The sequence below is a fragment of the Planotetraspora phitsanulokensis genome (assembly GCF_016863295.1).
GTDB classification, from domain to species: domain Bacteria; phylum Actinomycetota; class Actinomycetes; order Streptosporangiales; family Streptosporangiaceae; genus Planotetraspora; species Planotetraspora phitsanulokensis.
On record NZ_BOOP01000008.1, the window covers coordinates 324,346 to 349,293 of the forward strand.

At 71.2% G+C, this 24,948-nt stretch carries 28 protein-coding genes; 15 read left to right on the top strand and 13 right to left on the bottom strand.

Going from position 1 to position 24,948, the window contains the following annotated elements:
• Positions 1 to 24: 24 nt before the first annotated feature.
• Both Pph01_RS11345 and rraA read left to right on the top strand, forming a co-directional pair.
• Positions 25 to 477, top strand: coding sequence for a hypothetical protein (locus Pph01_RS11345; RefSeq protein ID WP_204072976.1), 453 nt, complete (start codon positions 25 to 27; stop codon positions 475 to 477).
• On the top strand, positions 458 to 940 hold the full coding sequence (gene rraA / locus Pph01_RS11350; RefSeq protein ID WP_204072977.1) for a ribonuclease E activity regulator RraA: 483 nt from the start codon (positions 458 to 460) through the stop codon (positions 938 to 940). The genes Pph01_RS11345 and rraA overlap by 20 nt, the downstream gene beginning before the upstream one ends.
• Here rraA and Pph01_RS11355 read toward each other — a convergent pair.
• From Pph01_RS11355 to Pph01_RS11385, 7 genes are all read right to left on the bottom strand, one after another.
• Positions 922 to 2,139: a CysS/YqeB C-terminal domain-containing protein gene (locus Pph01_RS11355; protein ID WP_204072978.1), complete on the bottom strand. Its 1,218-nt coding sequence runs from the start codon at positions 2,137 to 2,139 to the stop codon at positions 922 to 924. The two genes, rraA and Pph01_RS11355, sit on opposite strands and share 19 nt — an antisense overlap.
• A gap of 10 nt (positions 2,140 to 2,149) precedes the next feature.
• Positions 2,150 to 3,994 carry a sigma factor-like helix-turn-helix DNA-binding protein gene (locus Pph01_RS11360; RefSeq protein ID WP_204072979.1) on the bottom strand — a complete coding sequence of 615 codons (1,845 nt, stop codon included), beginning with the start codon at positions 3,992 to 3,994 and terminating at the stop codon, positions 2,150 to 2,152.
• 49 nt (positions 3,995 to 4,043) lie between these two features.
• A complete protein-coding gene (locus Pph01_RS11365) occupies positions 4,044 to 6,104 on the bottom strand; it encodes a UvrD-helicase domain-containing protein (RefSeq protein ID WP_204072980.1) in 2,061 nt (686 codons plus the stop codon).
• Positions 6,105 to 6,108: 4 nt separating this feature from the next.
• Complete coding sequence (locus Pph01_RS11370; RefSeq protein WP_204072981.1) at positions 6,109 to 7,746, bottom strand: hypothetical protein; 1,638 nt, start codon at positions 7,744 to 7,746, stop codon at positions 6,109 to 6,111.
• A gap of 66 nt (positions 7,747 to 7,812) precedes the next feature.
• Entirely contained in the window at positions 7,813 to 8,589 is a 777-nt protein-coding gene (locus tag Pph01_RS11375; protein WP_204072982.1) for a class I SAM-dependent methyltransferase, read from the bottom strand.
• Positions 8,590 to 8,664: 75 nt separating this feature from the next.
• Positions 8,665 to 9,750, bottom strand: a complete 1,086-nt coding sequence (locus tag Pph01_RS11380) for an ABC transporter substrate-binding protein (protein ID WP_239116601.1) — start codon at positions 9,748 to 9,750, stop codon at positions 8,665 to 8,667.
• A gap of 21 nt (positions 9,751 to 9,771) precedes the next feature.
• A complete protein-coding gene (locus Pph01_RS11385) occupies positions 9,772 to 10,017 on the bottom strand; it encodes a hypothetical protein (RefSeq protein WP_204072983.1) in 246 nt (81 codons plus the stop codon).
• Positions 10,018 to 10,115: 98 nt separating this feature from the next.
• On the opposite strand from Pph01_RS11385, the gene fdxA reads away from it, so the two are divergent.
• From fdxA to dapE, 5 genes are read left to right on the top strand one after another with little or no spacing between them, the layout of a single operon-like run.
• Positions 10,116 to 10,442, top strand: a complete 327-nt coding sequence (gene fdxA / locus Pph01_RS11390; RefSeq protein ID WP_204072984.1) for a ferredoxin — start codon at positions 10,116 to 10,118, stop codon at positions 10,440 to 10,442.
• Positions 10,443 to 10,474: 32 nt separating this feature from the next.
• Positions 10,475 to 11,554, top strand: coding sequence for a succinyldiaminopimelate transaminase (gene dapC, locus Pph01_RS11395; protein ID WP_204072985.1), 1,080 nt, complete (start codon positions 10,475 to 10,477; stop codon positions 11,552 to 11,554).
• An 11-nt stretch (positions 11,555 to 11,565) separates the two neighbouring features.
• Positions 11,566 to 12,210, top strand: coding sequence for a DUF4178 domain-containing protein (locus Pph01_RS11400; protein WP_204072986.1), 645 nt, complete (start codon positions 11,566 to 11,568; stop codon positions 12,208 to 12,210).
• 21 nt (positions 12,211 to 12,231) lie between these two features.
• The gene (locus Pph01_RS11405; RefSeq protein ID WP_239116602.1) at positions 12,232 to 13,035 is read left to right on the top strand and encodes a hypothetical protein; all 804 of its coding nucleotides are present in this window, start codon (positions 12,232 to 12,234) and stop codon (positions 13,033 to 13,035) included.
• Between the two features lie 11 nt (positions 13,036 to 13,046).
• On the top strand, positions 13,047 to 14,108 hold the full coding sequence (gene dapE / locus Pph01_RS11410; protein ID WP_204072987.1) for a succinyl-diaminopimelate desuccinylase: 1,062 nt from the start codon (positions 13,047 to 13,049) through the stop codon (positions 14,106 to 14,108).
• A gap of 9 nt (positions 14,109 to 14,117) precedes the next feature.
• Here dapE and Pph01_RS11415 read toward each other — a convergent pair whose 3' ends face one another.
• Positions 14,118 to 16,280 (bottom strand): bifunctional polysaccharide deacetylase/glycosyltransferase family 2 protein, encoded by a 2,163-nt coding sequence (locus Pph01_RS11415; protein ID WP_204072988.1) that lies wholly within the window; start codon positions 16,278 to 16,280, stop codon positions 14,118 to 14,120.
• Positions 16,277 to 16,726, bottom strand: a complete 450-nt coding sequence (locus tag Pph01_RS11420; protein WP_204072989.1) for a hypothetical protein — start codon at positions 16,724 to 16,726, stop codon at positions 16,277 to 16,279. Before Pph01_RS11420 ends, Pph01_RS11415 begins: the two co-directional genes overlap by 4 nt.
• Before the next feature lie 106 nt (positions 16,727 to 16,832).
• On the opposite strand from Pph01_RS11420, the gene Pph01_RS11425 reads away from it, so the two are divergent.
• Both Pph01_RS11425 and Pph01_RS11430 read left to right on the top strand, forming a co-directional pair.
• Positions 16,833 to 17,579, top strand: coding sequence for an LOG family protein (locus Pph01_RS11425; RefSeq protein ID WP_204072990.1), 747 nt, complete (start codon positions 16,833 to 16,835; stop codon positions 17,577 to 17,579).
• 4 nt (positions 17,580 to 17,583) lie between these two features.
• Positions 17,584 to 18,162 carry an LOG family protein gene (locus tag Pph01_RS11430; RefSeq protein ID WP_204072991.1) on the top strand — a complete coding sequence of 193 codons (579 nt, stop codon included), beginning with the start codon at positions 17,584 to 17,586 and terminating at the stop codon, positions 18,160 to 18,162.
• A 1-nt stretch (position 18,163) separates the two neighbouring features.
• Here the strand turns inward: Pph01_RS11430 and Pph01_RS11435 are convergent, their stop codons facing one another.
• Positions 18,164 to 18,436: a hypothetical protein gene (locus tag Pph01_RS11435; RefSeq protein WP_204072992.1), complete on the bottom strand. Its 273-nt coding sequence runs from the start codon at positions 18,434 to 18,436 to the stop codon at positions 18,164 to 18,166.
• Between the two features lie 44 nt (positions 18,437 to 18,480).
• Here Pph01_RS11435 and Pph01_RS11440 point away from each other — a divergent pair, with 44 nt between their 5' ends.
• Positions 18,481 to 18,990, top strand: a complete 510-nt coding sequence (locus tag Pph01_RS11440) for a hypothetical protein (RefSeq protein ID WP_204072993.1) — start codon at positions 18,481 to 18,483, stop codon at positions 18,988 to 18,990.
• Positions 18,984 to 19,559: a DNA-3-methyladenine glycosylase I gene (locus Pph01_RS11445; RefSeq protein WP_204072994.1), complete on the top strand. Its 576-nt coding sequence runs from the start codon at positions 18,984 to 18,986 to the stop codon at positions 19,557 to 19,559. Before Pph01_RS11440 ends, Pph01_RS11445 begins: the two co-directional genes overlap by 7 nt.
• On the opposite strand, the gene Pph01_RS11450 is transcribed toward Pph01_RS11445, so the two are convergent.
• The gene (locus Pph01_RS11450) at positions 19,525 to 20,304 is read right to left on the bottom strand and encodes an enoyl-CoA hydratase-related protein (protein WP_239116603.1); all 780 of its coding nucleotides are present in this window, start codon (positions 20,302 to 20,304) and stop codon (positions 19,525 to 19,527) included. The two genes, Pph01_RS11445 and Pph01_RS11450, sit on opposite strands and share 35 nt — an antisense overlap.
• 1 nt (position 20,305) lies before the next feature.
• Positions 20,306 to 21,079, bottom strand: a complete 774-nt coding sequence (locus tag Pph01_RS11455; RefSeq protein ID WP_204072996.1) for a PaaX family transcriptional regulator — start codon at positions 21,077 to 21,079, stop codon at positions 20,306 to 20,308.
• Between the two features lie 180 nt (positions 21,080 to 21,259).
• On the opposite strand from Pph01_RS11455, the gene Pph01_RS11460 reads away from it, so the two are divergent.
• Positions 21,260 to 21,427 (top strand): DUF3117 domain-containing protein, encoded by a 168-nt coding sequence (locus Pph01_RS11460; protein ID WP_203883600.1) that lies wholly within the window; start codon positions 21,260 to 21,262, stop codon positions 21,425 to 21,427.
• Positions 21,428 to 21,508: 81 nt separating this feature from the next.
• Positions 21,509 to 22,924, top strand: a complete 1,416-nt coding sequence (locus Pph01_RS11465; protein WP_204072997.1) for a leucyl aminopeptidase — start codon at positions 21,509 to 21,511, stop codon at positions 22,922 to 22,924.
• Here the strand turns inward: Pph01_RS11465 and Pph01_RS11470 are convergent.
• Positions 22,921 to 23,553, bottom strand: coding sequence for an O-methyltransferase (locus Pph01_RS11470; protein WP_239116604.1), 633 nt, complete (start codon positions 23,551 to 23,553; stop codon positions 22,921 to 22,923). The two genes, Pph01_RS11465 and Pph01_RS11470, sit on opposite strands and share 4 nt — an antisense overlap.
• A 185-nt stretch (positions 23,554 to 23,738) precedes the next feature.
• Between Pph01_RS11470 and sigE the strand changes: the two genes are divergently transcribed.
• Positions 23,739 to 24,347 carry an RNA polymerase sigma factor SigE gene (sigE, locus tag Pph01_RS11475; protein WP_203883742.1) on the top strand — a complete coding sequence of 203 codons (609 nt, stop codon included), beginning with the start codon at positions 23,739 to 23,741 and terminating at the stop codon, positions 24,345 to 24,347.
• Positions 24,344 to 24,904 carry an anti-sigma factor family protein gene (locus Pph01_RS11480; protein ID WP_204072999.1) on the top strand — a complete coding sequence of 187 codons (561 nt, stop codon included), beginning with the start codon at positions 24,344 to 24,346 and terminating at the stop codon, positions 24,902 to 24,904. Before sigE ends, Pph01_RS11480 begins: the two co-directional genes overlap by 4 nt.
• The last annotated feature ends 44 nt before the right edge of the window (positions 24,905 to 24,948 follow it).

Below are 24,948 nucleotides of genomic sequence, written 5' to 3' on the forward strand. Positions count from 1 at the left end.
ACGGCCGTCGCCGATTCTGAGGTCATGCGGCGATGGCACCGGACCCGGCAGGTGATCAACTACGTCAACCTCTCCACCCCGGCCGGCCTGCTCATCGCGCTGATCGGCGGCGCGCGTCCGTGCAGGGGCGAGCAGGGGCTGATCTTCGCCCACGGGTACCGCATCCCCTTCCCCGTCGCCGGGGCGTTCACTGTGGGCAACGTGGTCCTCACCAAGAACGGCGAGGGCTACCTCACCGGCAGGCTGCTCGACCACGAGGCCCGGCATGCCAACCAGTACGTCGCGTGCGTCGGCCTGCCCATGATCGTGCTGTACGTCGTCGCCGCGGGCGTGTCCTACGCCATCTGCGGGAATCCGGCCTCGTGGAACCCCTTCGAGCGGCTGGCCGACCTGGACGACGGCGGCTACCCCCACATGGCAGCCCGGTGGAGCCGATCCCGGGAGGGGAGATCCGGGCATGACCTTCACGACCGCTGACCTGTTCGACGCCCACGGCGACGCGCTGAGCAGCTGCGTCAGCCAGTTCCGCTCGTACGGCTCACGCACCCGGTTCCTCGGGCGGATCGAGACGGTCCGCTGTCTGGAGGACAACGCGCTCGTGCGACAGGTGCTCGGCACACCCGGGGACGGGCGGGTCCTCGTCGTGGACGGCGGCGGATCGTTGCGGACGGCCCTGCTGGGCGACCTCCTCGCGGCGTCCGCCGTACGGCACGGGTGGTCGGGTGTGATCGTCAACGGCGCGGTCAGGGACACGGCGGCGCTGGCCGGGCTCGACCTCGGCGTCAAGGCCCTGGGATCCAACCCGCGCAGGAGCGCGAAGGAGGGACGGGGCGAGGTCGGCGTCCCGGTGACCTTCGGTGAGGTGACCTTCGCCCCGGGCCAGTGGCTCTACAGCGATGAGGACGGGGTGGTCGTGAGCCCTCAGAGGCTCCAGGACTGACCCGTCGGGGTGTCGGCGACCTTCACCCCGAGCTCGGCCAGATCGTCGCGGAGCCGGTCGGAGGCGGCCCAGTCGCCCTCCTCCTGCGCGCGTTCACGTGCCCGCAGCAGTTCTCCCGCGCCGGGCGGGAGCGTCGGGACCTTCCCGATGTCGATCGACAGGTCGAGGCCGAGCACGTGGTCGAAGTGGAGGAACGTCTCGAACCGGGAGCCCGGCGCCACGCCGCCGTCGTCCTCGAGGTCGTGCAGGATGCGCAGCGCCCGTGGCATGTCGAGGTCGTCGTCGAGCGCCCGCTGGACCGCCTCCGCCCGGCCGGCGTCGATGGGACGGCTCGGCGACTCGGCCCAGTCGGCCACCCGCCGCCGCCAGCGCCGGAGGGTCCGGGCCGCAGCCCTGAGCGACTCCCCGGTGAGGTCGGCCTGTTCCCGGTGGTGCCGCCCCATGAGCGCGAGCCGTACGGCCAGCGGGTCGAGGCCCTCCGCCGTGACGTCGGACAGGAGCACCGGGTCGGGGCCGTTTGCCGGCCTGCCCTCGAAGAGCAGGGGCCCGCCGTGGAGCCAGGGCGCGGTCGTCCCGCGGCCTGCGGCCGCGCCCGACTCGGCGCGCACTCCCTCCTGATGGCGGTCGGCGCCGCCGGCGTAGAGGTCGACGCGCCCGCCGAGGAACCGCGCGGACAGAGCCGAACAGCCCACATGAGGACCCGGGGCGCCGGGACCCCAGGGAGAGTCCCAGGCGGGCACCGCGGCCGTCCACAGCGGCCACCGGGGGTCCGCGTCGAAGTACACCGACCCGTCGGGCGCGGGACGGGCCCGGCCCAGCTCGATCAGCCGGGTGATCAGTTCGATCACCGTGTCGAGGTTCTCCGACTCCCGCGGGGTGTGCTCCGGAGTGCGGATGTTCAGGGCGAGCGCGTCGGCGCGGAAGGCGTCCTCGTACAGCGGCGGGGGCGGCTTGCCGTCGGAGGCGCTCGCCGCCTCCCCATGGCCGCTCACGTCCGCGACGCTCCGGCAGGCGACCACGCGCGGTCCCCGCCGCTCCGCCACCCGCCTGACCAGGTCGGCGAGCAGGAGCGAGCGGAGGTCTCCGAGATGGGCGTACCGGTGGGCGGGGGGCCCGCAGACGTACATCCGCAGGACCCGCGAACCCGTGGCGACGACCGGCTCCACCTGCCCGGCGCGCGTGTCGTAGACCCGGAGCATGCTCCTGAGCCTAGGCGAGGAAACCGAGGATGTCCCGGTCGCCCCGTTCCCTCAGCCGCTCGAGCACCTCTTCGCGGGTCGCGCCCTCGGGGAGGCCGATGCGGGCGCCGATGAGCCGGACGCCCTCCGCGTCGGACGCCACGGGGGCCGTGTAGCCGATGAGGTGCAGGGCCCGGTTGAGCGACGGCAGCCCGGCCGCCGACGCCGGGAGGAAGCGGGTCAGCAGTTCCCCGCCGTCGGAGACCGTGATGAAGACGTGGTCGCCGTCCGAGGCGTTGTAGTCGACCAGCACCGGCCTGATGGAGCCCATCGTCGGCTGGTTGTGCCAGCTGATCACCACGTCGCCCGCCGGCGTGGAGGCCGTCAGCTGCCCTCCGGGCGCCATCCCCAGGTGGGCGGCGAAACCGGTCGGCAGCGGGGACCCCGACCCACGCAGGTGCTCGGCGTTGATGTCGACGCGGTGCCACCAGCGGCCGTCGCGGCTGCGGAAGGACCGCCGGGTCATCGAGACGTCCTTGCGCGGGTGGTACGGCTCGCCCTGCTCCGGCCCGGCGACCCGGATCCAGCCGCGCTGGGTGCGCTCGAATCCCGGCCCGCCCGCGTACGCGCGGACCGAGCTCTCGCTCACCTCGTACCGCGACGTCAGGTTGCCGACGATCGTGTTGACCGACGCCTCGCCGCCCGCCCGCTCGATCTCCCTGACGATCATCTCGCGGATGCCGAGGTACTCCTCGCCGCCGCCCCAGCGCCGCAGGCCGTACTTGTTGCGGTCGAGGCGGATGAATCGCTCGTCGGAGGCGAGCTGGTTGCGCACGCCGACGACGCTGTGGTCCTCGCCGATCCGCTCCTGGATCTCCTCGGGGCTCAGGGGGGTGCCGGCGACGGCCAGCACCGCCTCGGCCTTGTCGTTGACGCCGCGCGGCCACGGGACCACGTGCCCGTCCAGCACCCGCAGCTGGGGGACGGAGACGATCCACCGCTCGGCCAGGTCCTCGCGCACGCCGAGCTGCGAGACGAGGGAGACGGCCTCGTCCAGCTTCCGCGGGCCGTCCGCGAACAGTTGCCGGGTCTTCTCGCGCAGCTCCTCGGCGCCTCCGGCGACCAGCCAGCCGTCCGCCTGCTCGTAGCCCGTGAGCAGGGTGCGCACGAAGCGCCACGCGGGGATCGCGAGGGTGGCCAGCTCCGTCCGGTGCCACGGTGCGGCGACGGCGAGCTCGTCCGCGGGCACGGCGGACCCGAGCCGGGTGTGCAGCCAGGACAGATGGGCGTTGAGGGGGGCGGCCTCCGGCCCGGCCAGCCAGCTCAGGACGTGCTCGCGGAGGTCGCGCTCGATCTGCCTGATCCGCTCCCGGGTCACGGAGAACCTCTGGGCCAGCTCGTCGAGCGTGGCCCGCTGCGCGGTCTGGGCGGAGTTCTGCGAGGCGTCGAAGTACAGCCGGTCCCTCGCGATGGCCCGCTGCCGGTCGTCGAGACGGGCGAAGAGCCGGTCGATGATCTCCGGCAGCGCGGCCGCCGAGGGATCGTCCGCCGGGTCGGTCGCCAGCAGCTTGTCGAGCACTCCTGCGAACAGCCTGTGCACGCCCTCGCGGGAGCCCGGCGTCTGGAGGCAGTCCGCGGGGTCGGTGAATCTGAGCAGCGGCAGGATGTCGCCGAGGATCAGATGCTCCCAGCAGGCGCTGGTGAGGTCGGTCAGGCGGGACGCGACCTGCGCGGTTCCCACCAGGGCGCAGGCCCGGTCGAGCGGAAGCGACTGCCACCAGGCGTCGGGAAGGCCGGGATCGCTTGCGATCGGCTCCACCTGGCTCGGGGCCGTCCAGCGCAGGGGGGGCACGATGTCGCTCAGGCTCAGGTTCAATGCAGGTCCAACCGGCAAGGGGAATATATCCGCAGTTCAGGGTAGGGGATCAACCAGGCAGGAAGGGACTTGCCCGGCCGGAGTAGGACACGTACAGCAGCTCGCCGGCTCGGGTGCACGCCACGTAGAGCAACCCCCGTTCTCGTTGCAGATCGTGGGCCCGGGCGGTGGGGTCCTCCGAGGCCGGGGTCAGCGCGTCGGGCGCCGGCACGATTCCGTCAGCCACGCCTATCACGGCCACCCTGCGAAATTCCAGCCCTTTCATCCCGTGCAGCATCGTGACTTTCACTGTTATCCCCGCGTCACGCAGAGCCGTCCGGGCGGCCTTGACCAGCTCGGCGGTGCGAGCGGCGACGGCGATGTCATGCGTCGGCACGCCTTCCTCCATCCACTCGGACACATGCGCGATCAGACCGGCCATCTCGGCCTCGGGGCTGACGTACTCCAGGACCGTCGGGCGCGTCCCGTTCCGGACGGCGCGCAAGCCGTACAGGTCGGCGACCCCCTCGACGAGACCGTCGGCGGGCCCGCCTCCCCGGAGCCGGACGCCCCAGGAAAGGATCTCCCGGGAAAGACGATAGGAGATCTTCAGATGAAACCGGCGGGCGGGGATGCCGACGTTCGCCAGCGCGACCCGGGTGTCGAACATGCGCTGGTGGGGGTCGCCCACGATGAACAGGTCGTCCGGCGCGACGGGGACGGCCGCCCGCAGCAGCCGCCACTGCGCCGGGTGCAGGTCCTGCGCCTCGTCCACCACGACGTGCCGGTACGGCTCCCGCCCCGGCGCCTGCTCGCCGAGGAGGTCGCCCGTCGACTCCCCGAGCAGCCCCGCCGCCTCGGCGGCGAGCTGGAGGAGCGTGCGGCGCCCCGACTCCTTCAGCCGGTCGACGACGTGCCCGACCGCCTCCCACACCTCGGCCCGGCTCTGCGGGCCCAGCTCCACGCTCCGGCCCGGGCGGCCTGCGGCCTGGTACTCCGCCAGCGTGCGGAGGTTCTGGGCGAGGATGACCTGCTCCCACTCCCGCAGCAGGAACGCGGCCCCGAACCGGCTGCCCGCCGCCTCCTCCCAGAGGGTCGCCAGGTCGCCGGCGCCGACGATGGCGGGTGGCCGCCCCTCCGCCTCAGCGACGATTCGGTGGGCGAGCCGGTCGACGTTGCCGACCTCGACCCGCTTGCGCACGACCTCGTCGTCGACGATCAGGTCGAGCCGTGAGGACAGCTCGGTGGCCAGGCCCTGGGAGAACGTCACGAGCATGATGGGACCGGCGCCGGCGCGGGCGAGGTGGGCGGCCCGGTGCAGGGCGATGATCGTCTTCCCGGTGCCCGCGCCCCCCGTCACCAGCACCGGCCCGTCGTACCCGGCCCAGTTCGCGTACGTGTGCTGCGGGGGATGCAGAAAGGTGCACCAGTGCGGCAGGGCCATGATCCGGTCGAGCTCGTCGAGATCGGCCGCGAACGCGGCGAGGTGGGGGCTTCGCCGCAGAGCGGCCGCCAGGTCGCCGGTGTCGACGACGCCGGGCTCCGAGGAGCGGCAGGCGTCGAGTTCGCGCCAGGCGTCCGTGAGGGTGCCGCCGCGGGCGAGCGCCGCCAGAGGGGCGAACTGGCTCTCCGGAAGCAGGGATTCGAGCGCCTCGAAGTGCGACTCGGTGGTCATCAGCCTCAGGAGCCGCAACATCTGCTGATCGACGCCGATCTCCAGCAGGTCCGTGTCGCAGAACCCGGCGAACAACCGCTGCTCCGACCGCTGGGCCGACCTTCGCAACGCCGGCTCGACGCGATCCAGCGCCTCCGCGTCCCAGGTCTCGATCACTCCGATGGCGGGGTTGACCCCGAACCGGTGACGCTGTGCGTACGCCCAGGCCGCCGCGTCCGGGAGCACCGTGACCAGCCAATAGGTGTCGCCCTGCCGTACGGCCACGGCCCGGTGACGGTCGGCCAGGCGAAGCGTGGTCACCCGGTGGTCGCGGCCGTTGCGCACCCGCTCCGGATGCGGCGCCGAAGAGGAGTTGCCCAGGAACCCGCGGACCGCGACCACGGCCTCCCGTCGGACCGGCCGGGCCAGGGTGCTGAGCTCCCTGGTGAACTCCGGGGAGATCGCGAGCCGGGGCATCGCCCTAGTCCAGTAAGGAGATGAGGTCGCGGTCGCCTCGTTCGCGGAGCCTGGTGATGAGCTCGGGCCGTCCGGCCGGCCCGGAGAGGCCGATCCTCGTCGCGATCACGCGCACGGCCTGGTCGAAGGTGCCGCCGGGGGCCGTGTACCCGACAAGGCGCAACGCCTGGGAGGTCGGGTCGCCGCCGTTGGCCGCCGCGAGGTGCCGCACCCGCAACATGCCCTCGTCCGACATGGTCAGGAAGACGTGGCTGCCCTCCTTGGCGGCGACCTCGGTGAGGATCCGCTGCAGTGATCCGAAGCCGGGGCGCGATATCCAGGTGAGCTCCACGTCTCCCGCCGCGCTCCGCGCGGGCCGGTTCTCGCCCGGCGTGAGACCGAGATAGGCGGCGAAACCGGTCGGCATCGGCACCTCGGCGCCCCGCAGATGCTCGTCGGTGATGTCCACCCGCAGCCACCAGCGGCCGTCAGGCTGGCGGAAGCACCTTCGCGTGAGGGACACGTCCTTGAGCTGGCCCACCGGCTTGTCGGCCGCGGAGCCGTTCATGGCGTGGCGCGCGCCGTTGCTCTTGCTGCTGCTCTGGATGCGCAGCTGCGGGACGTTCTCCAGCCATTCCTTGGCCACATCGGGGTGGATGCCGAGGGAGGAGACCAGTTCCAGCGCCCGGGCCACGGTCGGCGGGCGCTCGGCGTTGACGATCAGGCCACGCGTGCGCTCGTGCAGATCGGCGAGGTCTCCCGCCACCAGCCAGTCGCCGGACACCTGGTAACCGGGCAGGGTCGCCACCACGAAGTGCCAGGCCGGGACGTCGAGCGAGCGCAGCTCGTGCTCGTGCCACTCGGCCGCCGTGATCAGCCGGCTCTTCGGCGCGGCCACCCCCAACTCGTCGGCGAGCCAGGCCAGGTGCGCCTTGTACGGCAGGGCCTCCGGCTTGCCGAGCCATTCGGCCAGCCAGACGCGCAGAGTGGTCTCGAGCGCCTGGATGACGTCGGTGGAGACGGCGAGGAGCTTGGCCAGCTCCTCGATGGCGGACGGCGCGTCCGTGAAGACCCGGTTCTGCGCGACCATCCAGGTCCTGTCGTCCATGTCGGAGAACGCCGCGTCGATCAGGGCGGGGAAGTCGACCTCGCTCTGCGGCTGCCGCGGCGCCGGCACCTCGGGCACCGACTTGAGGTGCCTGGCCGGGCCGTCGGCCGAGTGGGCCCTGGTGGGGGCCTGCTCGGCGTCCTCGCCCAGGGACGGCGCCAGCCGGGTGAACACGGCGGTGAACAGGGCGGTCAGCACGGGCCGGGCCTTGATGAAGGGCTGGTCGGTGAGCTCGCGGCCGGACAGGGTGAGCAGGCCGGGCCAGGACCCCGCGCGGTCGAGCGCGATCGCGACCTGAGGATCGTCGGCCTCGTCGGGGTCGAGCACGTAGAGCGCCGGCAGGACGTCGCCCACCGCGGCGGCCGGCCAGTGCTCCAGCGCCAGATCGGTGATCAGCTCGCCGAGGCCCTCGGGGTCCATGACACCGAGCACCCGCTCCATGGGCAGGCTGCGCCACCAGGCGTCCGGCAGATCGCCCTGCTCGCTCAGGATTCCGATGCGGGAGGCGTCACTCCAGCGCAGCGGTGGCACGAGGTCACTCAGGCAGAAGTTCATGCTTTCCCCATCACTCCGTCGGACCAGACCATAGTCTGACAAATCCCCATTCGCAGGGGCACTGCGTCAGGGACGAACGGCGGCGAACCGCAGCCGGACGTAGTCGGCCATCCACCCGGACTCCCGGCGAAGGGCGGGGGCGGCGAGCTCGTTGACCCGCAGCAGCAGCGGCTCCACGGTCGCGGGCGGCACGCCGTCCAGCAGGGAGCCCGCGAACAGCCGCACCCAGTCGGCGGCGCCGTTCGGGCATTCGTCGAGCGGCGTCGGGCGATCGAAGTATTCCAGGATCCGGACGGTGAAGCCCCCCTGCTCCAGACGCCGGGCATACTCGGCCGGGCTGGGAAAATACCAGGGAAGCTCGGGCTCGCGCAGGCCGTACTCCCGCCAGGCGGTCAGCATCGCGGACGTGAGCGCCGCGCAGTTGCCCGCGCCGCCGAGCTCCGCCACGAACCGTCCGCCAGGGCGCAGGGCCATGCGCACACACGCGATCACCGCCTCGGGGTCACGGCTCATCCAGTGCAGCGCGGCGTTGGAGAACACCGCGTCGTACGGCTGGGCCACCGTGAAATCGTGACCGTCGCCGACGATGAAGTCCAGACCGGGGTGCTGGGCGATGGCCGTCTCGATCATCGAGTGGGAGCCGTCGATCCCGAGGACCTCGGCGCCGCGGGCGGCGATGTCGGCCGTGAGCACGCCGGTCCCGCAGCCGAGGTCGAGCACCCGCTCGCCCGGCCGGGGATCGAGCAGCTCCACGAGCGGCGCTCCGTGCGCGGAGACGTAGCCGAAGGAGCTGTCATACGCACGAGCGTTCCATCTCGTGAGATTGGGGGTTTCGTACCGCAAGATCAGCTCGCATTCTGAGTCATTCAGATAGCGACACACTTTACGGCTTCGGGTGCCCCTGCGAGTTGTGCACGCTTAGCCCACCGCTTGTGACCAATGTGTCTTGAGGTAGGACTTGGCCTCATCCTGCTCGGGGACGGTGAGGACGACGGGGTTTCCCGTCGCCGCGGGAAGCTTGGCGGCGGCGGTCTTGTCGAGCGTTCCGCGCATCTCCATCGCCTCCATCCTGGCCGGCCGGGCGTAGGCCTTGAGGTAGAGGTTCTGGCCCTCGTCGGACAGGAGGAACTCCTCCCACAACCGCGCGGCGGCCGGGTGCGGGGCGTCCTTGCTTATGGCCTGCACGTAGTACGACGCGAGGACCGCGTCCCGCGGGATCGTCACCTGCCAGGCGGGCTTGTCGTCCCGGGCGGAGGTCTCCGCCCGTGCGGTGTTGAGGAAGTCCCAGTCGACGACGGAGGCGGCGCGGTCCGGCTGGCTGAGCATCCCGGCGCGCTTGATCCGGGCGAACAGGTCCACGCCGCGTGCGGCGTCGACCTTTCCGCCGTCGAGCGAGGCGGCCATCACGCCGCTGAAGGCGGAGGCGGTCCGCAGGGGATCGCCCGGCAGCGCCACGGAGACGCCGGGCTTGGCCAGCGCCGCGTAGGACGCCGGGGCCGAGAGCTTCCTGGGGTCGTAGCCGATCGACATGTAGCCGCCGTACACGCCGTACCAGAGGCCCTTGGCGTCTTTCAGCCGGTCGGGGACGTCGCCCCAGCCGACGACCTTGTAAGGGGCGAACCGCTTGGCGTTCGCGACCGCGACGTCCAGGCTCAGGTCGAACACGTCGGGCGCGTCCTTGGATCCGCGCAGCCGGGTCGCCGCGTCGATCTCCTGCTGGCTGTTCGCCTCGGGGGAGACCCCGATGACCTTGATGCCGTACTTGTCGGAGAAGCGGTCCATGATGTCCGCGTAGTTCACCCAGCCGCGCGGCAGTCCCACGACGGTCAGCGTGCCCTCCCGCTTGGCGGCCTCCACCAGCCTGTCCATGGTGGAGAACCCGTCCTTCATGCTCGCCGCCATCGGGTTCACCGGCGGGAGCTCCTTGTCGCCCTTCGATGTCGGCGCGGAACACGCCGCCGCCGAGACGAGCATCACCACTACAGCACTGGCACGTATGGTCACGCTACGTATATTCCGCGTTACTCAGCCGCCGGTCGAGGAGGCACGCGGGGGAGGAGTCACGATCTTGGCCGCCACCATGGAGTCCTCGGCGATCTCGACCGTCGAGCCGTCTCGCCTGCGCAGGGTGAGGACGCCGCCGGTCCACGACTCCAACACGCCGACCGCGTCACGGAAAACACCGGCCTCGAAACGTCGCACGGTCACCCGTCGCCCCACGTCTTCGGGGGTGATGGCCACGACCAGCCTGGCTCCGAACCGAGGGCTCACGATGATTGGCCCCCTCCTGTTCCGGCTACTCGACAGGCAACGCAATACTAGGGCGTAGCAAACCGCGGCCGAGCCGTGCAACCCAGAAGGAGCCCGAGGTGACGTACGTCATCGCGCAGCCTTGCGTGGATGTCCTGGACAAGGCGTGCATCGAGGAGTGCCCCGTCGATTGCATCTACGAGGGCGAGCGCATGCTCTACATCCACCCCGACGAGTGCGTGGACTGCGGGGCGTGTGAGCCGGTGTGCCCGGTAGAGGCGATCTTCTACGAGGATGACCTTCCCGACCAGTGGAAGGACTTCTACAAGGCCAACGTGGAGTTCTTCGACGAGCTCGGGTCGCCCGGCGGCGCCTCGAAGGTGGGGAAGATCGACAAGGATCACCCCGTCGTCGCCGCTCTCCCTCCGCAGGCCGAGGACCACTGAGTGCGGGCCCGTCCGCTGACCGGGGTGATCCGTTGATCGAGTTGCCCGACTTCCCGTGGGATCGGCTCGCGCCGTACAAGGAGTTGGCCCAGGCTCACGCGGACGGGATCGCCGACCTGTCGATCGGCACGCCCGTCGACCCGGTGCCCGCGGTCGCGCGCAAGGCGCTCGCCGCGGCCGCCGACAGCCCCGGCTATCCCCAGACGTACGGCACCGCGCGGCTGCGTGAGGCGGCCGCGGGATGGCTGCGGCGCAGGCACGGGGTCACGGTCGACCCGGCCGACGTGCTGCCGACGATCGGCTCCAAGGAGATGGTGGCCTGGCTGCCGACGCTCCTGGGCGCCGGACGCGGGGATCGCGTCGTCATCCCCGAGTTGGCCTACCCCACCTACGACGTGGGCGCCCGCCTGACGGGAGCCGAGCCGTACGCGGCGGACGGCCTCCTCGCCGTGGGCCCCGAGCGGGTGCCGCTCGTCTGGGTCAACTCGCCGTCCAACCCGACGGGCAGGGTGCTGCCCACCGAGCACCTGCGCAAGGTCGTGGCCTGGGCGCGTGAGCGCGGCGCGGTGGTGGCCTCCGACGAGTGCTACCTCGAGCTCGGCTGGGAGGACCATCCGGTCTCCGTCCTGCACCCCGACGTCTGCGGGGACTCGCACGAGGGGCTCCTCGCGGTTCACTCGTTGTCCAAGCGATCCAACCTCGCGGGCTACCGGGCCGGATTCGTCGCCGGAGACCCCGCCCTGGTGAAGCGGCTTCTCGAGGTGCGCAAGCACGCGGGCATGATGGTCTCCGCCCCGGTCCAGGCCGCGATGGCCGCCGTCCTCGACGACGACGAGCACGCGGACGAGCAGCGGGGGCGGTACGCCCGGCGGCGGGAGGTGCTCCGTCCCGCGCTGGAACGCGCGGGCTGGCGGATCGACCACTCCACGGCCGGCCTCTATCTGTGGGCCACCGACGGCACCGACTGCTGGGAGCAGGTACGCGTGCTGGCCGAAAAGGGCATTTTGGTGGCACCAGGCGACTTTTACGGAGTCGCAGGTCGCGCCCATGTGCGGATCGCCCTTACGGCGACCGATGAAAGGATCGATGCGGTGGTGCGCCGCCTCCAGTAGGATCGCGCGGCATGACGGCAGCGGTCGTGCTCGTGTTGGGTGTCGCCACACTGGTCGTCGTCCTGGGCGCGTTCGTCGCGACGGCCCGGCAGGGCAGGGTTCCGGCGCCCATGCCGCCGCTGCCGCTCGAGGAGCCGGAGGCCGAGTCCGTCCGCGTTCCGGCCCCCGCGGCCGACTACTTCGATCCCAGGACGATCAAGGTAGGGGACACCGTCCACATCCAGGGCGTGAAGTCCCGTGCCATCGGCGCCCTGCACCTGTCGCGGCAGGGCGACCAGTGGACGGAGTACCTCCTCGATGAGGGCGTCCGGCGCTACCAGTGGCTCTCCGTCGAGGAGCGCCGCGGCTCCGCGGAGGGCGAGCCCCTCCATCTCGAGGTCATGTTGTGGACCCAGGTGCCGACCCAGGGGATGGTCCCGGCCAAGCACATGCTGATCATGGAGGGTGTGGAGTTCTTCCCCGTCGAGCGCGGCACGGTGGCCTTCCGCTCCGAGGGGATGACGGGCCACCCCGACCGGGGGCTCCTCGACTTCGCCCACTACCGGGCCACAGACGGCCGGCTGCTGTCGTTCGAGCGTGTCCAGGGCGGCCAGTGGTCGTCCTTCTACACCCGTCCGCTGACGCCGGGTTCCATCCGTGTGGAACGCACACCTTGATCGGCCGGTAGTTTCTGGAGGGTGACTCGGCGTCGTTCCCGCGTAGGCCTGACCGTTCTGATCATCGCCGTCCTGATCGTTGGAGGCGTCGGATACGGTGTCTACCACCTGATGAAGAAGGCCCAGCCGTTCGCTTTAGGCGAACACTGCCTGGTCACGACATCGGACGGCACGCTGGACCTCGACATCGAGCAGGCCCAGATCGCCGCCACGATCGCGGCGGTCGCCGCCAGGCGGAAGCTGTCGGAGCGCGCCCTGCAGATCGCGTACGTGACCGCCATCCAGGAGTCGAAGCTGGCCAACCTGCCGTTCGGCGACCGGGACTCGGTGGGGGTCTTCCAGCAGCGGCCCTCCCAGGGATGGGGCACGCCCGAGCAGCTCACCGACCCCGTCTACGCGACCAAGAAGTTCTTCGCCGCGCTGGAGAAGGTCAAGCACTACAAGTCGATGCCCCTCCACGAGGCGGCGCAGGCCGTCCAGCGCTCGGCCGACGGCTCCGCGTACGCGCAGCACGAGCCGTCCGCCAAGATCCTCACGGCCGCCTTCACCGGGCGCGTCCCCAAGGCCGTCCACTGCTGGTACCCCCCGGCCGACAAGCCCGTCTCACCGCGGCCCGAAGAGGCGCGCAAGCAGCTCGTGCGGGCTCTGGGCGACGACTCCTCGGCCAAGCACGGCTGGCTGATCGCCGAGTGGTACGTCTCCAACGCGCAGAAGTACGGCCTGCGCGAGGTGCACTACGGCGGCATGACCTGGACCGCGGAGGCGGGGCACGACGGCTGGCTGAAGGACGAGGCCAAGGCGTCCGGGGCCGTGCGCATCGCCTAGGCTCAGGGGGCATGCGGCTGGACCTTGGACAGGACGTCGGAGCGCTCACGGCGCGCCTTGTGGACATCGAGTCGGTCAGCGGCGGTGAGAAGGCCATCGCCGACGCCATCGAGGAGGCGCTGACCCCGCTGGACCACCTCACCGTGAACCGCGACGGGCAGAACATCGTGGCCCGCACGACGCTCGGGCGCGCCGAGCGCGTCGTGCTCGCCGGGCACATCGACACCGTCCCCGTCGCGGCCAACCTGCCCAGCCGCGTCGACGGCGACCTGCTCTACGGCTGCGGCACCTCGGACATGAAGAGCGGCGTGGCCGTCCAGCTCAAGCTGGCCCTGCTGGACGACCCCAACCGGGACCTGACCTTCGTCTTCTACGACTGCGAGGAGATCGAGGCGGAGCGCAGCGGCCTGCTGCGCCTCACCCGGGAGCACCCCGAGTGGCTCGCCGGCGACTTCGCCGTCGTCATGGAGCCGACCGACGGGCTGATCGAGGGCGGCTGCCAGGGGACGCTGCGGGCCGAGGTGGTCGTGCGCGGGGCCAGGGCGCACAGTGCGCGGTCCTGGGAGGGTGTCAACGCCATCCACGGGATCAAGCCGGTCATCGACATCCTCGGCGCCTACGAGCCCAGGCGTCCCGTGGTCGACGGCCTGCGCTACCACGAGGGGCTCAACGCCGTCGGCATCCACGGTGGGGTGGCCGGGAACGTGATCCCCGACGAGTGCGTGGTGACCGTCAACTACCGCTTCGCCCCCGACCTCACCGTCGAGCAGGCCTTCGACCACGTCACCGAGCAGTTCGACGGCTTCGAGGTGCGGCTCAGGGACGGTGCGCCGGGAGCCAGGCCCGGGCTCACCCACCCGGTGGCCGCGGCCTTCGCCGCCGCCGTCGGCGGCACGCCGCGCGCCAAGCTCGGCTGGACCGACGTCGCCAGGTTCTCGGCTCTCGGGATGCCCGCCGTCAACTGCGGTCCCGGCAACCCCAACCTGGCCCACACCAGCGGTGAGCACGTGAGCCTGGCGATGATCGCGGAGACCGAGCGGCGGATGCTCGACTGGCTGAGCACTCCACTCTGAGCGGTTCCGTCAGCGGCCGGTCGTGACCTCGGGGAGCACCGGTTCCGGGCTGAAGGTGCCCTCCCTGCGGATCGTGTGCCAGCGCAGGCGCACACCCAGCACGGCAGTCGCCACCGACTGGATCACCACCAGGTACATCAACTGCCGGTAGACGAACTGCTGGAGCGGAAGCACCCACAACGCGGAGGCGGGCTCGCCGTCGAGCCGGAGCGCGTACCACCCGCTGAGCGCCTGGGCGGTGACGAAACCCGCCCACACGGCCACCACGGGCAGGGGGTCGGCGACGGCCAGGCTGTACACCGCCATGATGTCCACGACGGGGGCCAGCAGCGGCAGGATCACCTGGAAGAGCATGAGATAGCCCAGGCACCTGCGTCCGAAGGAGCCGCGTTCCAGGACCGCCCCGCGGTGCTTCCACATCGCCTGCAGCGTGCCGTAGCACCACCGGTAACGTTGCCGCCAGAGCTGCCCGAGGGACGTGGGCGCCTCGGTCCACGCCCGGGCGTGCTCCTCGTAGACCACGCGCCAGCCCTCGCGGCAGATCGCCATCGTGAGATCGGTGTCCTCGGCGAGCGTGTCCAGGCTGACGCCGCCGACCGACGTCAGCGCTGACCTGCGGAAGGCGCCGATGGCGCCCGGGACGGTGGCCATGCAGCCGAGGAGGTCGAACGCCCTCCGGTCGAGGTTGAACCCGATGACGTACTCGATGTGCTGCCAGCGGCCGATCATGCCCCGCCGGTTGCCGACCTTCGTGTTGCCGCTGACCGCGCCGACGGACGGGTCGGCCAGCGGCTGGATCAGGTTGCCGATGGTCGACGGCTCGAACACCGTGTCCCCGTCGACCATGATCAGGATGTCGTGCGCCGCCTGCGCGATCCCGGTGTTCAGCGCGGACGGCTTGCCCCCGTTCTGCTGGCGGATCACCCGTACGCCGGGGAGACCCAGCGAGGCCGCGATCTCCGCCGTGCGGTCCGTGGAGCCGTCGTCGACGACGATGACCTCCACGAGCCCCGGGTAGTCGGTCGCGACGAGTGAGCGGACGGTGGCTTCGATGCCCGCCTCCTCGTTGTAGGCGGGGACGATCACGGTGACGGGAGGTGGAGCGGGCCACCGCGCGATTCCCCGGCGGCGGCGTCCGGCGTCCCTGTCCCTTCGCAGCCGCCTCGCCCTGTGCGCGTGGACCCAGGCGAGGGCGACGAACAGCGCGAGCCGGAGCAGGGTCAGCACACCGGCCGCGGCGAGGATCCAGCCGAGTGATCCGGTGAACGCGGAGGAGGCCCGCTGGATGAGCACCAGGGCCTCGCCCTGCCACCGGTCGCCCGTGGAGGCGGGCGTGTGCGCCGAGGGGAGCCCGACCGCCCGGGTGAGGGTGGTGGCCGTGTAGCCCCGCTTGTCCAGCGTGGTCAGCAACTGGTCGACAGCCGCCACGGTCTGCGAACGATCTCCTCCAGCGTCGTGGAACATGATCACGGCGCCGGTGTCGCGCGGCGGCAGGGACGCCTTGACGATCTTGTCCACCCCCGGCCGGCTCCAGTCCTTGGAGTCGAGATCGGTCAGGGCGGTCAGGTAGCCCTCCGACGCGAGCAGTCGCATCGCCGCGAACTGCTTGTCCCCCACGGCCTCAGGAGACGCGGAGTACGGCATGCGGACCAGGCGGGTGTGGATGCCGGCTGTCCCCGCCAGCGCCTTCTGTGTGAGGGACAACTCCAGCCGGCTTCGCCAGTCCGGGGTCGTCGTCACGTCGGCGTGCGTGTACGTGTGGTCGCCGATCTCGTCGCCCTCGGCGACCATGCGCCGGATGAGATCGGGATTCTCGGCGACGTGCGCACCGACCACGAAGAACGTCGCGGTGGCGCCGTGCTTGCGAAGCACGTCGAGCACCTGGGGCGTCCAGCGCGGATCGGGCCCGTCGTCGAAGGTGAGCGCCACCGTGCGCCGTGCGACGCGCAGAGCCTGCGGTCGTGGTCCCGACATGTTCACCACGGGGCCGCCGGCGCGCACCCGGTCGAGCATCGCCGAATCGCCGGTGTCGTCCGCGGGCGGGTGCGTCTCGCCGACGACGTTGTGGACGTAGCCGTTCAGGAAGAGCGCCCCGCCGGTCAGGACGGCCGCCAGGGCGACCAGGATCCAGTGGGCGCGCGGGTCGCTTCGCTTGGTCCGCCGCGTGCTCATTTCGGCCCGTGCGTCTTGTCGGTCTGCCCCGGCGGGGTGCCGCCGTGGCCGGGATTGCCCGTCACGGAACCCTGGGCGTCGGGCGGCGGGGTGTTGCCGGGCCTGCCGGCCGAGGGCGTGGCGTCAGGTGTCCGCTGCGGCTCGCTGCTCGGCGCGGTGGGCACAGGGGCCTGTGGGACCGCCGTCGCGGACGGGCTGACGCGTGGCGCCCGCGTGGGCGGGCCCGCGGACCGGGAAGCGGTTCTCTCGATGGCCGGTCCCTTTTGAGGCTTGCCGGGCCAGCCCAGTCCGGGCAACTCGGTGCCGCCCAGCATTCCGGTGACGACGAAGGCCAGGAGGGTCACGACGACGACTCCGGAACCGATCGCCGTCACCGTGAGAATCCGGCCGCGTCGGCCGCTGTGGTCCACGAACACGGCGGTGTCCTGAGGGCGTGGCTCGTTCACGAGGTGTGATGGTAGTGAGCCCAGATATACAGCTGGGAACAAAGCGGCATTTGTGGCCATCTTGTGGAGAACGCCCGCACTGGCCATGGCCCGCTAGCGTGAGCACATGAACCACGACCGGCCTGAGCGCCGCCAGGGATCCTCGGTGCTCCGCGGCGACCTCGTCCCCGATTCGACCTATGACCAGCGCCTGCTCGACCGCAAGGGCCCGACGGACTGGCTGCACATGGATCCGTGGCGGGTCCTGCGCATCCAGTCGGAGTTCGTCGAAGGATTCGGCTCCCTCGCCAACCTCCCCGCGGCGGTGACCGTCTTCGGATCCGCCCGCACCCCCCGAGACAGCGCCGAGTACGACCTGGGCGTCCGCGTGGGCCACGCGCTGGCCAAGGTGGGGTACGCCGTCATCACCGGCGGCGGCCCCGGCGTCATGGAGGCGGCCAACAAGGGTGCGTTAGAGGCCGGCGGCGTCTCGGTCGGCCTGGGGATCGAGCTTCCGCACGAGCAGCGCCTGAACGAGTACGTCGACCTGGGCGTCGAGTTCCGCTACTTCTTCGTCCGCAAGACGATGTTCGTCAAGTACTCCTCCGGCTTCATCGCCCTCCCCGGCGGGTTCGGCACGCTCGACGAGCTGTTCGAGGCGCTCACCCTGGTCCAGACGCACAAGGTCACCTCCTTCCCCGTGATCCTCATGGGGTCGGAGTTCTGGTCGCCGCTGGTCGACTGGGTCAGTACGACGCTGGCGAAGACGGGCAAGATCTCGCCGTCGGACGTCGACCTCCTGCGGGTCACCGACGACCCCGACGAGGCCGTCCGGATCATCCTCGAGGCCGACCGGCACCGCGCGGGAGCGTGACGAGGTGTTCATCTGCGTGTTCTGCGCGTCCAGCCAGAAGATCGACCGCAAGTACCTCGACCTCGCCCGCGACGTCGGCACGGAGCTCGCCAGGCGTGGGCACGCCCTCGTCAGCGGGGGCGCGATCGTCTCCTGCATGGGCGAGGTCGCCCGGGCCGTGCGGGACGGCGGCGGCCACACCGTGGGTGTGATCCCGCAGGTGCTCGTGGACATCGAGATCGCGGACACCGACTCCGGCGAGCTGATCGTCACCGGGGACATGCGCGAGCGCAAGGGCCTGATGGACGCCAGGTCGGACGCCTTCCTCGTGCTGCCCGGCGGGATCGGCACCCTGGAGGAGCTGTTCGAGATCTGGACCTCGCGGGTGCTCGGCATCCATGAGAGGCCGCTGGTGGTGCTGGACCCGTGGGGTCTGTACGCGCCGCTGCGCCGGCTCGTCGACGGCATGTACGAGCAGGGATTCACCCGCCCCAACGTCTTCGACGCGATCTCCTGGACGACCACCGTCGAGGAGGCCTTCGACCTGCTGGAAAGGCCGGCCGCGCACCTGCGGCCCACGGCCGAGGAGATCGGCGAGTCCTGAGTCAGGCGAGGCCGCGCCGGGTGAGCGCGGGAGGCCGGCGGCCCATCAGGACCTCGGTCATGTCGAGCGCCTGCCGTACCTGGTGGGAGGTGCGGAACACCGTCGCCCCCGCCCACGCGAACGCGGCGGCCGCCGCGATCGCCTCCGTCTCGTCCTCCGGCAGGGTCACCATGACCGTATGGCCGGCCTGGGCCAGCGCGGAGACCTCGGACAGCGAGCCCGCCGCCGTCCAGGCCGGGTCGGCCTCGTCCTCCGGACGGATCACAATGGTCATGCCTTCAATGCTCGCACGCATGCGAGTTGTGGCACGATTCGTATGTGCTGGTCGTACTCGTCTTAGCCGGACTCGCCGTCCTCTTCTGCGTGTGGATGGTGTCGCTCGGCCATGGCGGTGAGCTGGCCGTCTTCCATCCGGACACGCCTCCGACGGAGCTGCCCGACGCCGGTCACCTGACCGCTGCCGATCTCATGAGCCTGCAGCTGCCCCTGAGCCTGGTCGGCTACCACACCCAGGTCGTGGACGAGGCCCTCTACCGGTTCTCGACCGCGCTCGGCGAGCGGGACACCCGGATCGCGGTGCTGGAGCAGCGCGTCGCGGATCTGCTGGCCGGCCGCCTCCAGGCGCGGCAGGAGGCCTTCGCGCGGCCGGCCGAGCCGGCCGTCACCGAGCACCTGCCCGAGATCCCCAAGACCCCCGAGATCCCCTCCAGGACTCCCGAGGTGCCCGCCAAGATTTCCGAGATCCCCGCCAAGACCCCCGAGGTCCCTTCCAAGACCGCGGCGGGCGCCTGGGAGGACGACCGCGCGGACGCGGAAGAGTCGTGGTGAACCGGTGCGCGTGGGCTACCTCGGCCCCGGACTACATCGCCTACCACGACGACGAGTGGGGGCGCCCGGTCCACGGCGACGACCGGGTCTTCGAGCGGATCACGCTGGAGGCGTTCCAGTCCGGCCTGTCGTGGCTGACGATCCTGCGCAAGCGGGAGAACTTCCGGCGGGCCTTCGCCGGGTTCTCGATCCCCGAGGTCGCCGCGTTCGACGAGTCCGACGTCGAGCGCCTGATGAACGACGCCGGCATCGTCAGGAACCGGGCCAAGGTCGACGCGGCGATCGCCAACGCCAGGGCGGCGGCGGAGTTGCCGGACGGCCTGTGCCGGCTGGTCTGGAAGTTCGCGGACCCGTCCTCGCCCGTACCGGCCGGCCTCGGCGACGTGCCCGCGCAGACCGCGGCGTCGAAGGCGCTGGCCAAGGAGCTCAAGAAGCACGGGTTCCGGTTCGTCGGCCCGACCACCGCCTACGCGCTGATGCAGGCGATCGGCCTGGTCAACGACCACGTGGTCGACTGCTGGGTGCGCGAGGAGGTCAACGTCCTTCGAAGCGCGGGGTCTCCCTGCTGAGGAAGGCCTTCGTCGCGGCCAGATGATCGGCCGTGGCCGCGCACTCGTCCTGCAGATCGGCCTCGCGGTCGAGGGCGGCGGCGAGCGGGTGGGAGGCGGAGAAGTCGAGCGCACGCCTGGTCGCGGCGTAGGCCAGGGTGGGTCCCTGCGCCAGGCGCAGCGCCAGCTCGCGTGCCGTGGGCACCACGTCCTCGCCCGGCACGACCTTGCTCACCAGGCCCAGCTCCAGCGCGCGCGTCGCGTCGACGGTTTCGCCCAGGAGCAGCATCTCCCTGGCCACGGCGGGGCCCACGAGGCGCTGAAGGGTCCACGAGGCGCCGGAGTCGGGCGCGAGGCCGATCCCGGTGAACGCCATGGCGAACTTCGCCCTCTCGGCGGCGATGCGGAAGTCGCACGCGAAGGCCAGTGACGCCCCCGCTCCCGCGGCCACGCCGTTGACGGCGGCGACCACCGGTTTGTCCATCGAGGCGATCGTGAGCACGATCGGGTTGTAGTGCTCACGAACCGTGTTCGCGAGCCCGAGGCCGCTGTCCAGGTTGTCGGCGTGCTCGCGCAGGTCCTGTCCCGCGCAGAAGGCCCGGCCGGCCCCGGTCAGCAGGACGGCGCGCACGGACGCGTCCCCGGCGGCCCGGCGCAGCGTCGCGAGCAACTCGCCCTTCATGGCCGCGGTCAGCGAGTTCATCGCGTTGGGGCGGTCCAGGGTGACCGTCGCGACCGCCTGCTCGACCTCGTAGCCGACACTCATCTCACGATCCCCCATCCAGGTTGCGGTCGACGAAGGCCGCCGCCGCGGGCAGCAGCCGGGCCGCCTCCTGCTCGAAGAAGGCGCGGGCCTTGTCGCCCGGCCATCCCGGAGGCAGCAGTTCCGCCGGCAGGCCGGGGTCGCGGAACAGGAAGTTGCGCCAGCCGTGCACCAACCTGCTCCGGACCGCGAAGACCTGGTGGTCCGGGGGGTTCCCCGGCAGCGATCCCACGAGATCCACGGCACCGGCGAGCCAATCCTCGTACGCTCCGGCGATGCCGTCCAGGTCCCACGCCTGGGCGACCAGTTCGCGCGTGTCGCCCTCCAGCGCGGCGTCGAACCGGTGGGCGGGCAGTCGCAGCGCGTCCAGCTCGGGGGAGGCCCACGGCCCGATCCAGGTGGTCTCCGACAGAGGGGCGTAGCCGAGGAAGGCCAGATCGGCCCGGATCCGCTCCCGCTTCGCCCGCTCCCTGACCGGCTCGAGCACCAGCACGTGCCACCGCCCCCGCCATTCGGCGGCGCCCCCGCGGTAGACCCGCGTGGCGGTCTCGTCGAGCCGTCGCTCGCATTTCGGCGTGACCGCATACCCCGGCCCCTGCGGCAGCCGTACCGGGTCGAGCCACCCCTGCCGGACCATGCGGGAGATCGCGGTCCGTACGGCGGGGGCGGCGATGTCGAGGGGCGCGAGCAGCCTGACGAGCGCGGCCACCGAGGCGCGTCCGTGACGCGTGCGGAGGTGGTCGCCGTAGAGGTCGAAAAGTGCGGCTCGGGCGTTCATCCCTCTCAGTTTGAGGGTCTGGATCGCTCTCCGACAATGTGCCTGAGCCCTTATTGATCGACTGACCGGAGCCGGGCCGTTACCTTTTTGAGCTCGGAGGCGGGATAATAGAACATCACAGAAACGTGAATGCGCCGGTCACCCTTCGGGGTGGCCGACTACGCGGGAAGGGATACACGCATGGCGGCGATGAAGCCACGGACTGGCGACGGTCCGCTGGAGGTCACCAAGGAAGGACGGGGCATCGTCATGCGGGTCCCTCTCGAGGGTGGCGGCCGACTCGTCGTCGAGCTCTCGGCGGATGAGGCCGGCGCTCTCGGAGACGCGCTGAAGACAGTGGTCGGCTGAGGGTTCAGCCGACCTGTTCGACTTTTCGGCCCTGGTGACGGGATCCCCCCCGCGCCGGGGCCGCCCTATTGGGAGGCGTTCGTGCCAATTGAGACCACGTTGACCGTTGCTGATCGGCTCGCCGACGACGCGGAGCTGACCGCGGTGCCCTTCGGGGCCGACCTCGCTCCGCCCGTCGAGCTTCCGGTGCCGGTGACCGCCCTTCTGTCCCACTACGAAGCCAAGGGCGAGCCCGGCGAGGTCTACGAGGTTCCCGTGGTCCGTGGGGACGGCGTGGGCCGCGTCCTGCTCTACGGCACGGGCGACCGCACCGCCCCGGCGTTGCGCAAGGCGGGCGCGGCTCTCGCGCGCAAGGCCAAGGGACGCCCCTCCCTGTCCGTGCTGGTCCCCTCGAGTGGTGACGTGAGCGCTCTCGTCGAGGGTGCCCTGCTCGCCTCCTACACGTTCAGGATCGGCGAGACCCGCACACGCGCGGTGGAGGAGATCGTCTTCGCGGGTGCGGACGAGCAGGCCCTGCGCCGCGGCGAGGTCGCCGCCCGCGCCACCGCTCTCGCCCGTGACCTGATCAACACCCCGTCCGACGTGAAGACCCCCGAATGGCTGGCCGGCCGGGCCAAGGAGATCGCCGCAGACCACGGCCTGGCCTTTCGGGTCTGGGCGGACGACGAGCTCGGCCCGTTCGGAGGCATCCGGGCGGTCGGCCAGGGGTCGATCCATCCGCCCAGGTTCGTCCAGCTCCAGTACACGCCCGAGAACGCCGGCGACGGCACGCCGCACGTGGTCCTGGCGGGCAAGGGCATCACGTTCGACACGGGCGGGCTGTCCCTGAAGCCCACCGAGGGCATGAAGGCCATGAAGACCGACATGGCGGGCGGCGCCGTCGTGATGGCCGTGATGAGCGCCCTGGCCGCCTTCGACGCGCCGGTCCGCGTGACGGGCCTGATCGCCTGTGCGGAGAACGCCATCTCGGGCTCGGCCCAGCGGCCGAGCGACGTCATCACGCAGTACGGCGGCCGCACGGTCGAGGTGCTCAACACCGACGCCGAGGGCCGGCTGGTGCTGGCCGACGCCCTGGCGTACGCCGACGCCGAGCTGGACCCCGATGTGATGATCGACATCGCCACGCTCACCGGTGCGGCGAAGGTGGCGCTGGGCGTCTCCCTCGGCGCGCTCTACGCCACGGACGAGTCGCTGGCCGGCTCCCTGCTCTCCGCCGGCGAGGTCAGCGGTGAGCCGTTCTGGCGCATGCCCCTGATCGAAGACTACCGGGCCGACCTGGACTCCGACGTCGCCGATCTGACCAACGTGGACCGCAAGATGTCCGGCTCCGCGGGGTCGGTCATCGCGGCGCTGTACCTGCGTGAGTTCATCGGCAAGCGGCCGTGGGCGCACCTGGACATCGCCGGGCCCGCGCGGTCGACCGCCGACGACGGCCCCCTCACCAAGGGCGCGACGGGCTTCGGCGTCCGGATGTTGCTGAGCTACCTGGCCGGCTAGTCGGGCAGCTTGACCGCGACCAGGAGACCGTCGCCCAGGGGGAGCATGAGCGGGCGCAGCCGCTCGTCCTCCCTGACCATCCGGCCGAGTTCCCGGACGGCGACGGTGTCCGGGTCGCGCCGGGTGGGATCGGCGACCTGGTCGCGCCACAGGGCGTTCGCGAACGCCACGATGCCGCCGGGGCGCAGCAGCCGGACCGACTCGTCGAGGTAGTCGAGGTACTCCTGCTTCGCCGCGTCGCAGAAGACCATGTCGTAGCCGCCGTCGGCCAGGCGGGGCAGCACGTCGAGGGCGCGGCCCCCGATGAGGCGGATCCTGCTGCCGGAATAGCCGGCCTCGGCGAACGTCTGTCTGGCCATGCGCTGGTGCTCCGGCTCGACGTCCACGCTGGTCAGCGTGCCGTCCGGTCGCATCCCGCGCAGGAGCCACAACCCGGAGACGCCGCATCCGGTGCCGACCTCGACAACCGAACGGGCGCCGGCCACGGTCGCGAGGAAGCACAAGGCCGCCCCGCACCCGGGCAGGAGCGGAGTCGCTCCCACCTCGATGCCGCGTCGGCGTGCCTCTTGGAGGATCTCGTCCTCTGGGACGAAGTCCTCCGCGTACTCCAGGCTGGCCGGAGTCGCCATCGGCCTCTCCTTCCCCTGGTTCATGTTGGTCGCAGCCTAGGGGAGTCGGACCGGAACGGGAACTCACGCCACAACGGTGACGTTGCACGCTTTGAACGGTCTTTGTTCAAGGCCGTTCGGCTCGCGGTGCGCGGGAAGGGGCGAAACCAGGCACTATGGCTGTAGCGACGATCCTGCAGAGAGGAATGCCGGTGGACGAGCACGACCACCAGGCGGAGACTTCGGTGTCCGGCTGGACGCCTCCCACCTGGGAGGAGGTCGTCCGAACGCATTCCGCGCGGGTGTACCGCCTGGCTTTCCGGCTGACGGGCAACGTGCACGACGCGGAGGACCTCACCCAGGAGGTCTTCGTCCGCGTGTTCCGTTCCCTTTCGAGTTACACGCCGGGGACGTTCGAGGGCTGGTTGCACCGGATCACGACGAACCTCTTCCTCGACATGGCGCGCCGCAGGCAGCGCATCCGGTTCGAGGGCCTCGCCGACGACGCCGCCGAGCGGCTGCGCGGCCGGGAGCCCTCGCCCGCGCAGGCCTACGACGACGCGCACCTGGAACCCGACATCCAGGCGGCGCTCGACGCCCTGGCGCCCGAGTTCCGGGCCGCGGTCGTGTTGTGCGACATCGAAGGACTGTCCTACGAGGAGATCGCCGCCACGCTCGGCGTGAAGCTTGGGACCGTCCGCAGCCGCATCCACCGGGCCCGGGCACAACTCCGGGAGGCTCTGGAACACCGCGCGCCTTCCACGGACAGAAGCGGCGATCAGTTCCCCCCGTCATTCAGCAGGGAGGGACTGTGAATCACCTTGGCGAGCGCGTCTCCGCGCTCATCGACGGCGAACTCGGCCACAGCGAGCGTGAGCGGGCGCTCGGCCATCTGACGTTCTGCGCGGACTGCCGCGCGGAGGTCGACGCGCTGCGGGCGCTGAAGAGCCGTCTTCGCTCCATGGAGCCGCCGGCCATGCCGGCCGACCTGACGATGTCCCTGCTGCGGATGTCGGAGCCGGGAGGGCCGCTCCCGCCGCGGATGCGCCCCTTTCCCGACCACCCGGCGTTCGGGTCCACCGGCCTCCCGGGGATGCACGGCATCGCCCCGCTCGACAACCGGCCGGGGCGTTCCGGCGGGATGTCCGGTCCGGGGAGGCGGCCGAACCGCGCCAGGCGTGCCGGATACGTCGCCGTGGGCGTCGCCTCCGCGGCGGTCGCCCTGGGCACGATGTTCATGGTCGGGGGTTCCGGCGCCCGCCAGGACCCGGGTCCCGACGTGTTGTTCGTACATCCGGCGAAGGACCCGGCGCCCTTCGTGAGGGTCTCGCCGAGTCCGTCAGGCAGTGCCAGCCCGCGGTTTTCCCGCTGACCACGGGAAACGGCATAGCATCAGGCGTTGCCGTCGTCGCGTGA

What these genes read in the sequence shown, in the direction of transcription:
- Pph01_RS11345 (WP_204072976.1), top strand. Translation starts at nt 25, where the DNA reads ATGCGGCGATGGCACCGGACCCGGCAGGTGATCAACTACGTCAACCTC.
- Pph01_RS11370 (WP_204072981.1), bottom strand. Translation starts at nt 7,746, where the DNA reads ATGAACTTCTGCCTGAGTGACCTCGTGCCACCGCTGCGCTGGAGTGAC.
- sigE (WP_203883742.1), top strand. Translation starts at nt 23,739, where the DNA reads ATGCCGGTGGACGAGCACGACCACCAGGCGGAGACTTCGGTGTCCGGC.
- Pph01_RS11450 (WP_239116603.1), bottom strand. Translation starts at nt 20,304, where the DNA reads ATGAGTGTCGGCTACGAGGTCGAGCAGGCGGTCGCGACGGTCACCCTG.
- Pph01_RS11400 (WP_204072986.1), top strand. Translation starts at nt 11,566, where the DNA reads ATGACGGCAGCGGTCGTGCTCGTGTTGGGTGTCGCCACACTGGTCGTC.
- rraA (WP_204072977.1), top strand. Translation starts at nt 458, where the DNA reads ATGACCTTCACGACCGCTGACCTGTTCGACGCCCACGGCGACGCGCTG.
- Pph01_RS11435 (WP_204072992.1), bottom strand. Translation starts at nt 18,436, where the DNA reads ATGACCATTGTGATCCGTCCGGAGGACGAGGCCGACCCGGCCTGGACG.
- dapE (WP_204072987.1), top strand. Translation starts at nt 13,047, where the DNA reads ATGCGGCTGGACCTTGGACAGGACGTCGGAGCGCTCACGGCGCGCCTT.
- Pph01_RS11425 (WP_204072990.1), top strand. Translation starts at nt 16,833, where the DNA reads ATGAACCACGACCGGCCTGAGCGCCGCCAGGGATCCTCGGTGCTCCGC.
- Pph01_RS11470 (WP_239116604.1), bottom strand. Translation starts at nt 23,553, where the DNA reads ATGGCGACTCCGGCCAGCCTGGAGTACGCGGAGGACTTCGTCCCAGAG.
- Pph01_RS11355 (WP_204072978.1), bottom strand. Translation starts at nt 2,139, where the DNA reads ATGCTCCGGGTCTACGACACGCGCGCCGGGCAGGTGGAGCCGGTCGTC.
- Pph01_RS11455 (WP_204072996.1), bottom strand. Translation starts at nt 21,079, where the DNA reads ATGAACGCCCGAGCCGCACTTTTCGACCTCTACGGCGACCACCTCCGC.
- Pph01_RS11365 (WP_204072980.1), bottom strand. Translation starts at nt 6,104, where the DNA reads ATGCCCCGGCTCGCGATCTCCCCGGAGTTCACCAGGGAGCTCAGCACC.
- Pph01_RS11415 (WP_204072988.1), bottom strand. Translation starts at nt 16,280, where the DNA reads ATGAGCACGCGGCGGACCAAGCGAAGCGACCCGCGCGCCCACTGGATC.
- Pph01_RS11460 (WP_203883600.1), top strand. Translation starts at nt 21,260, where the DNA reads ATGGCGGCGATGAAGCCACGGACTGGCGACGGTCCGCTGGAGGTCACC.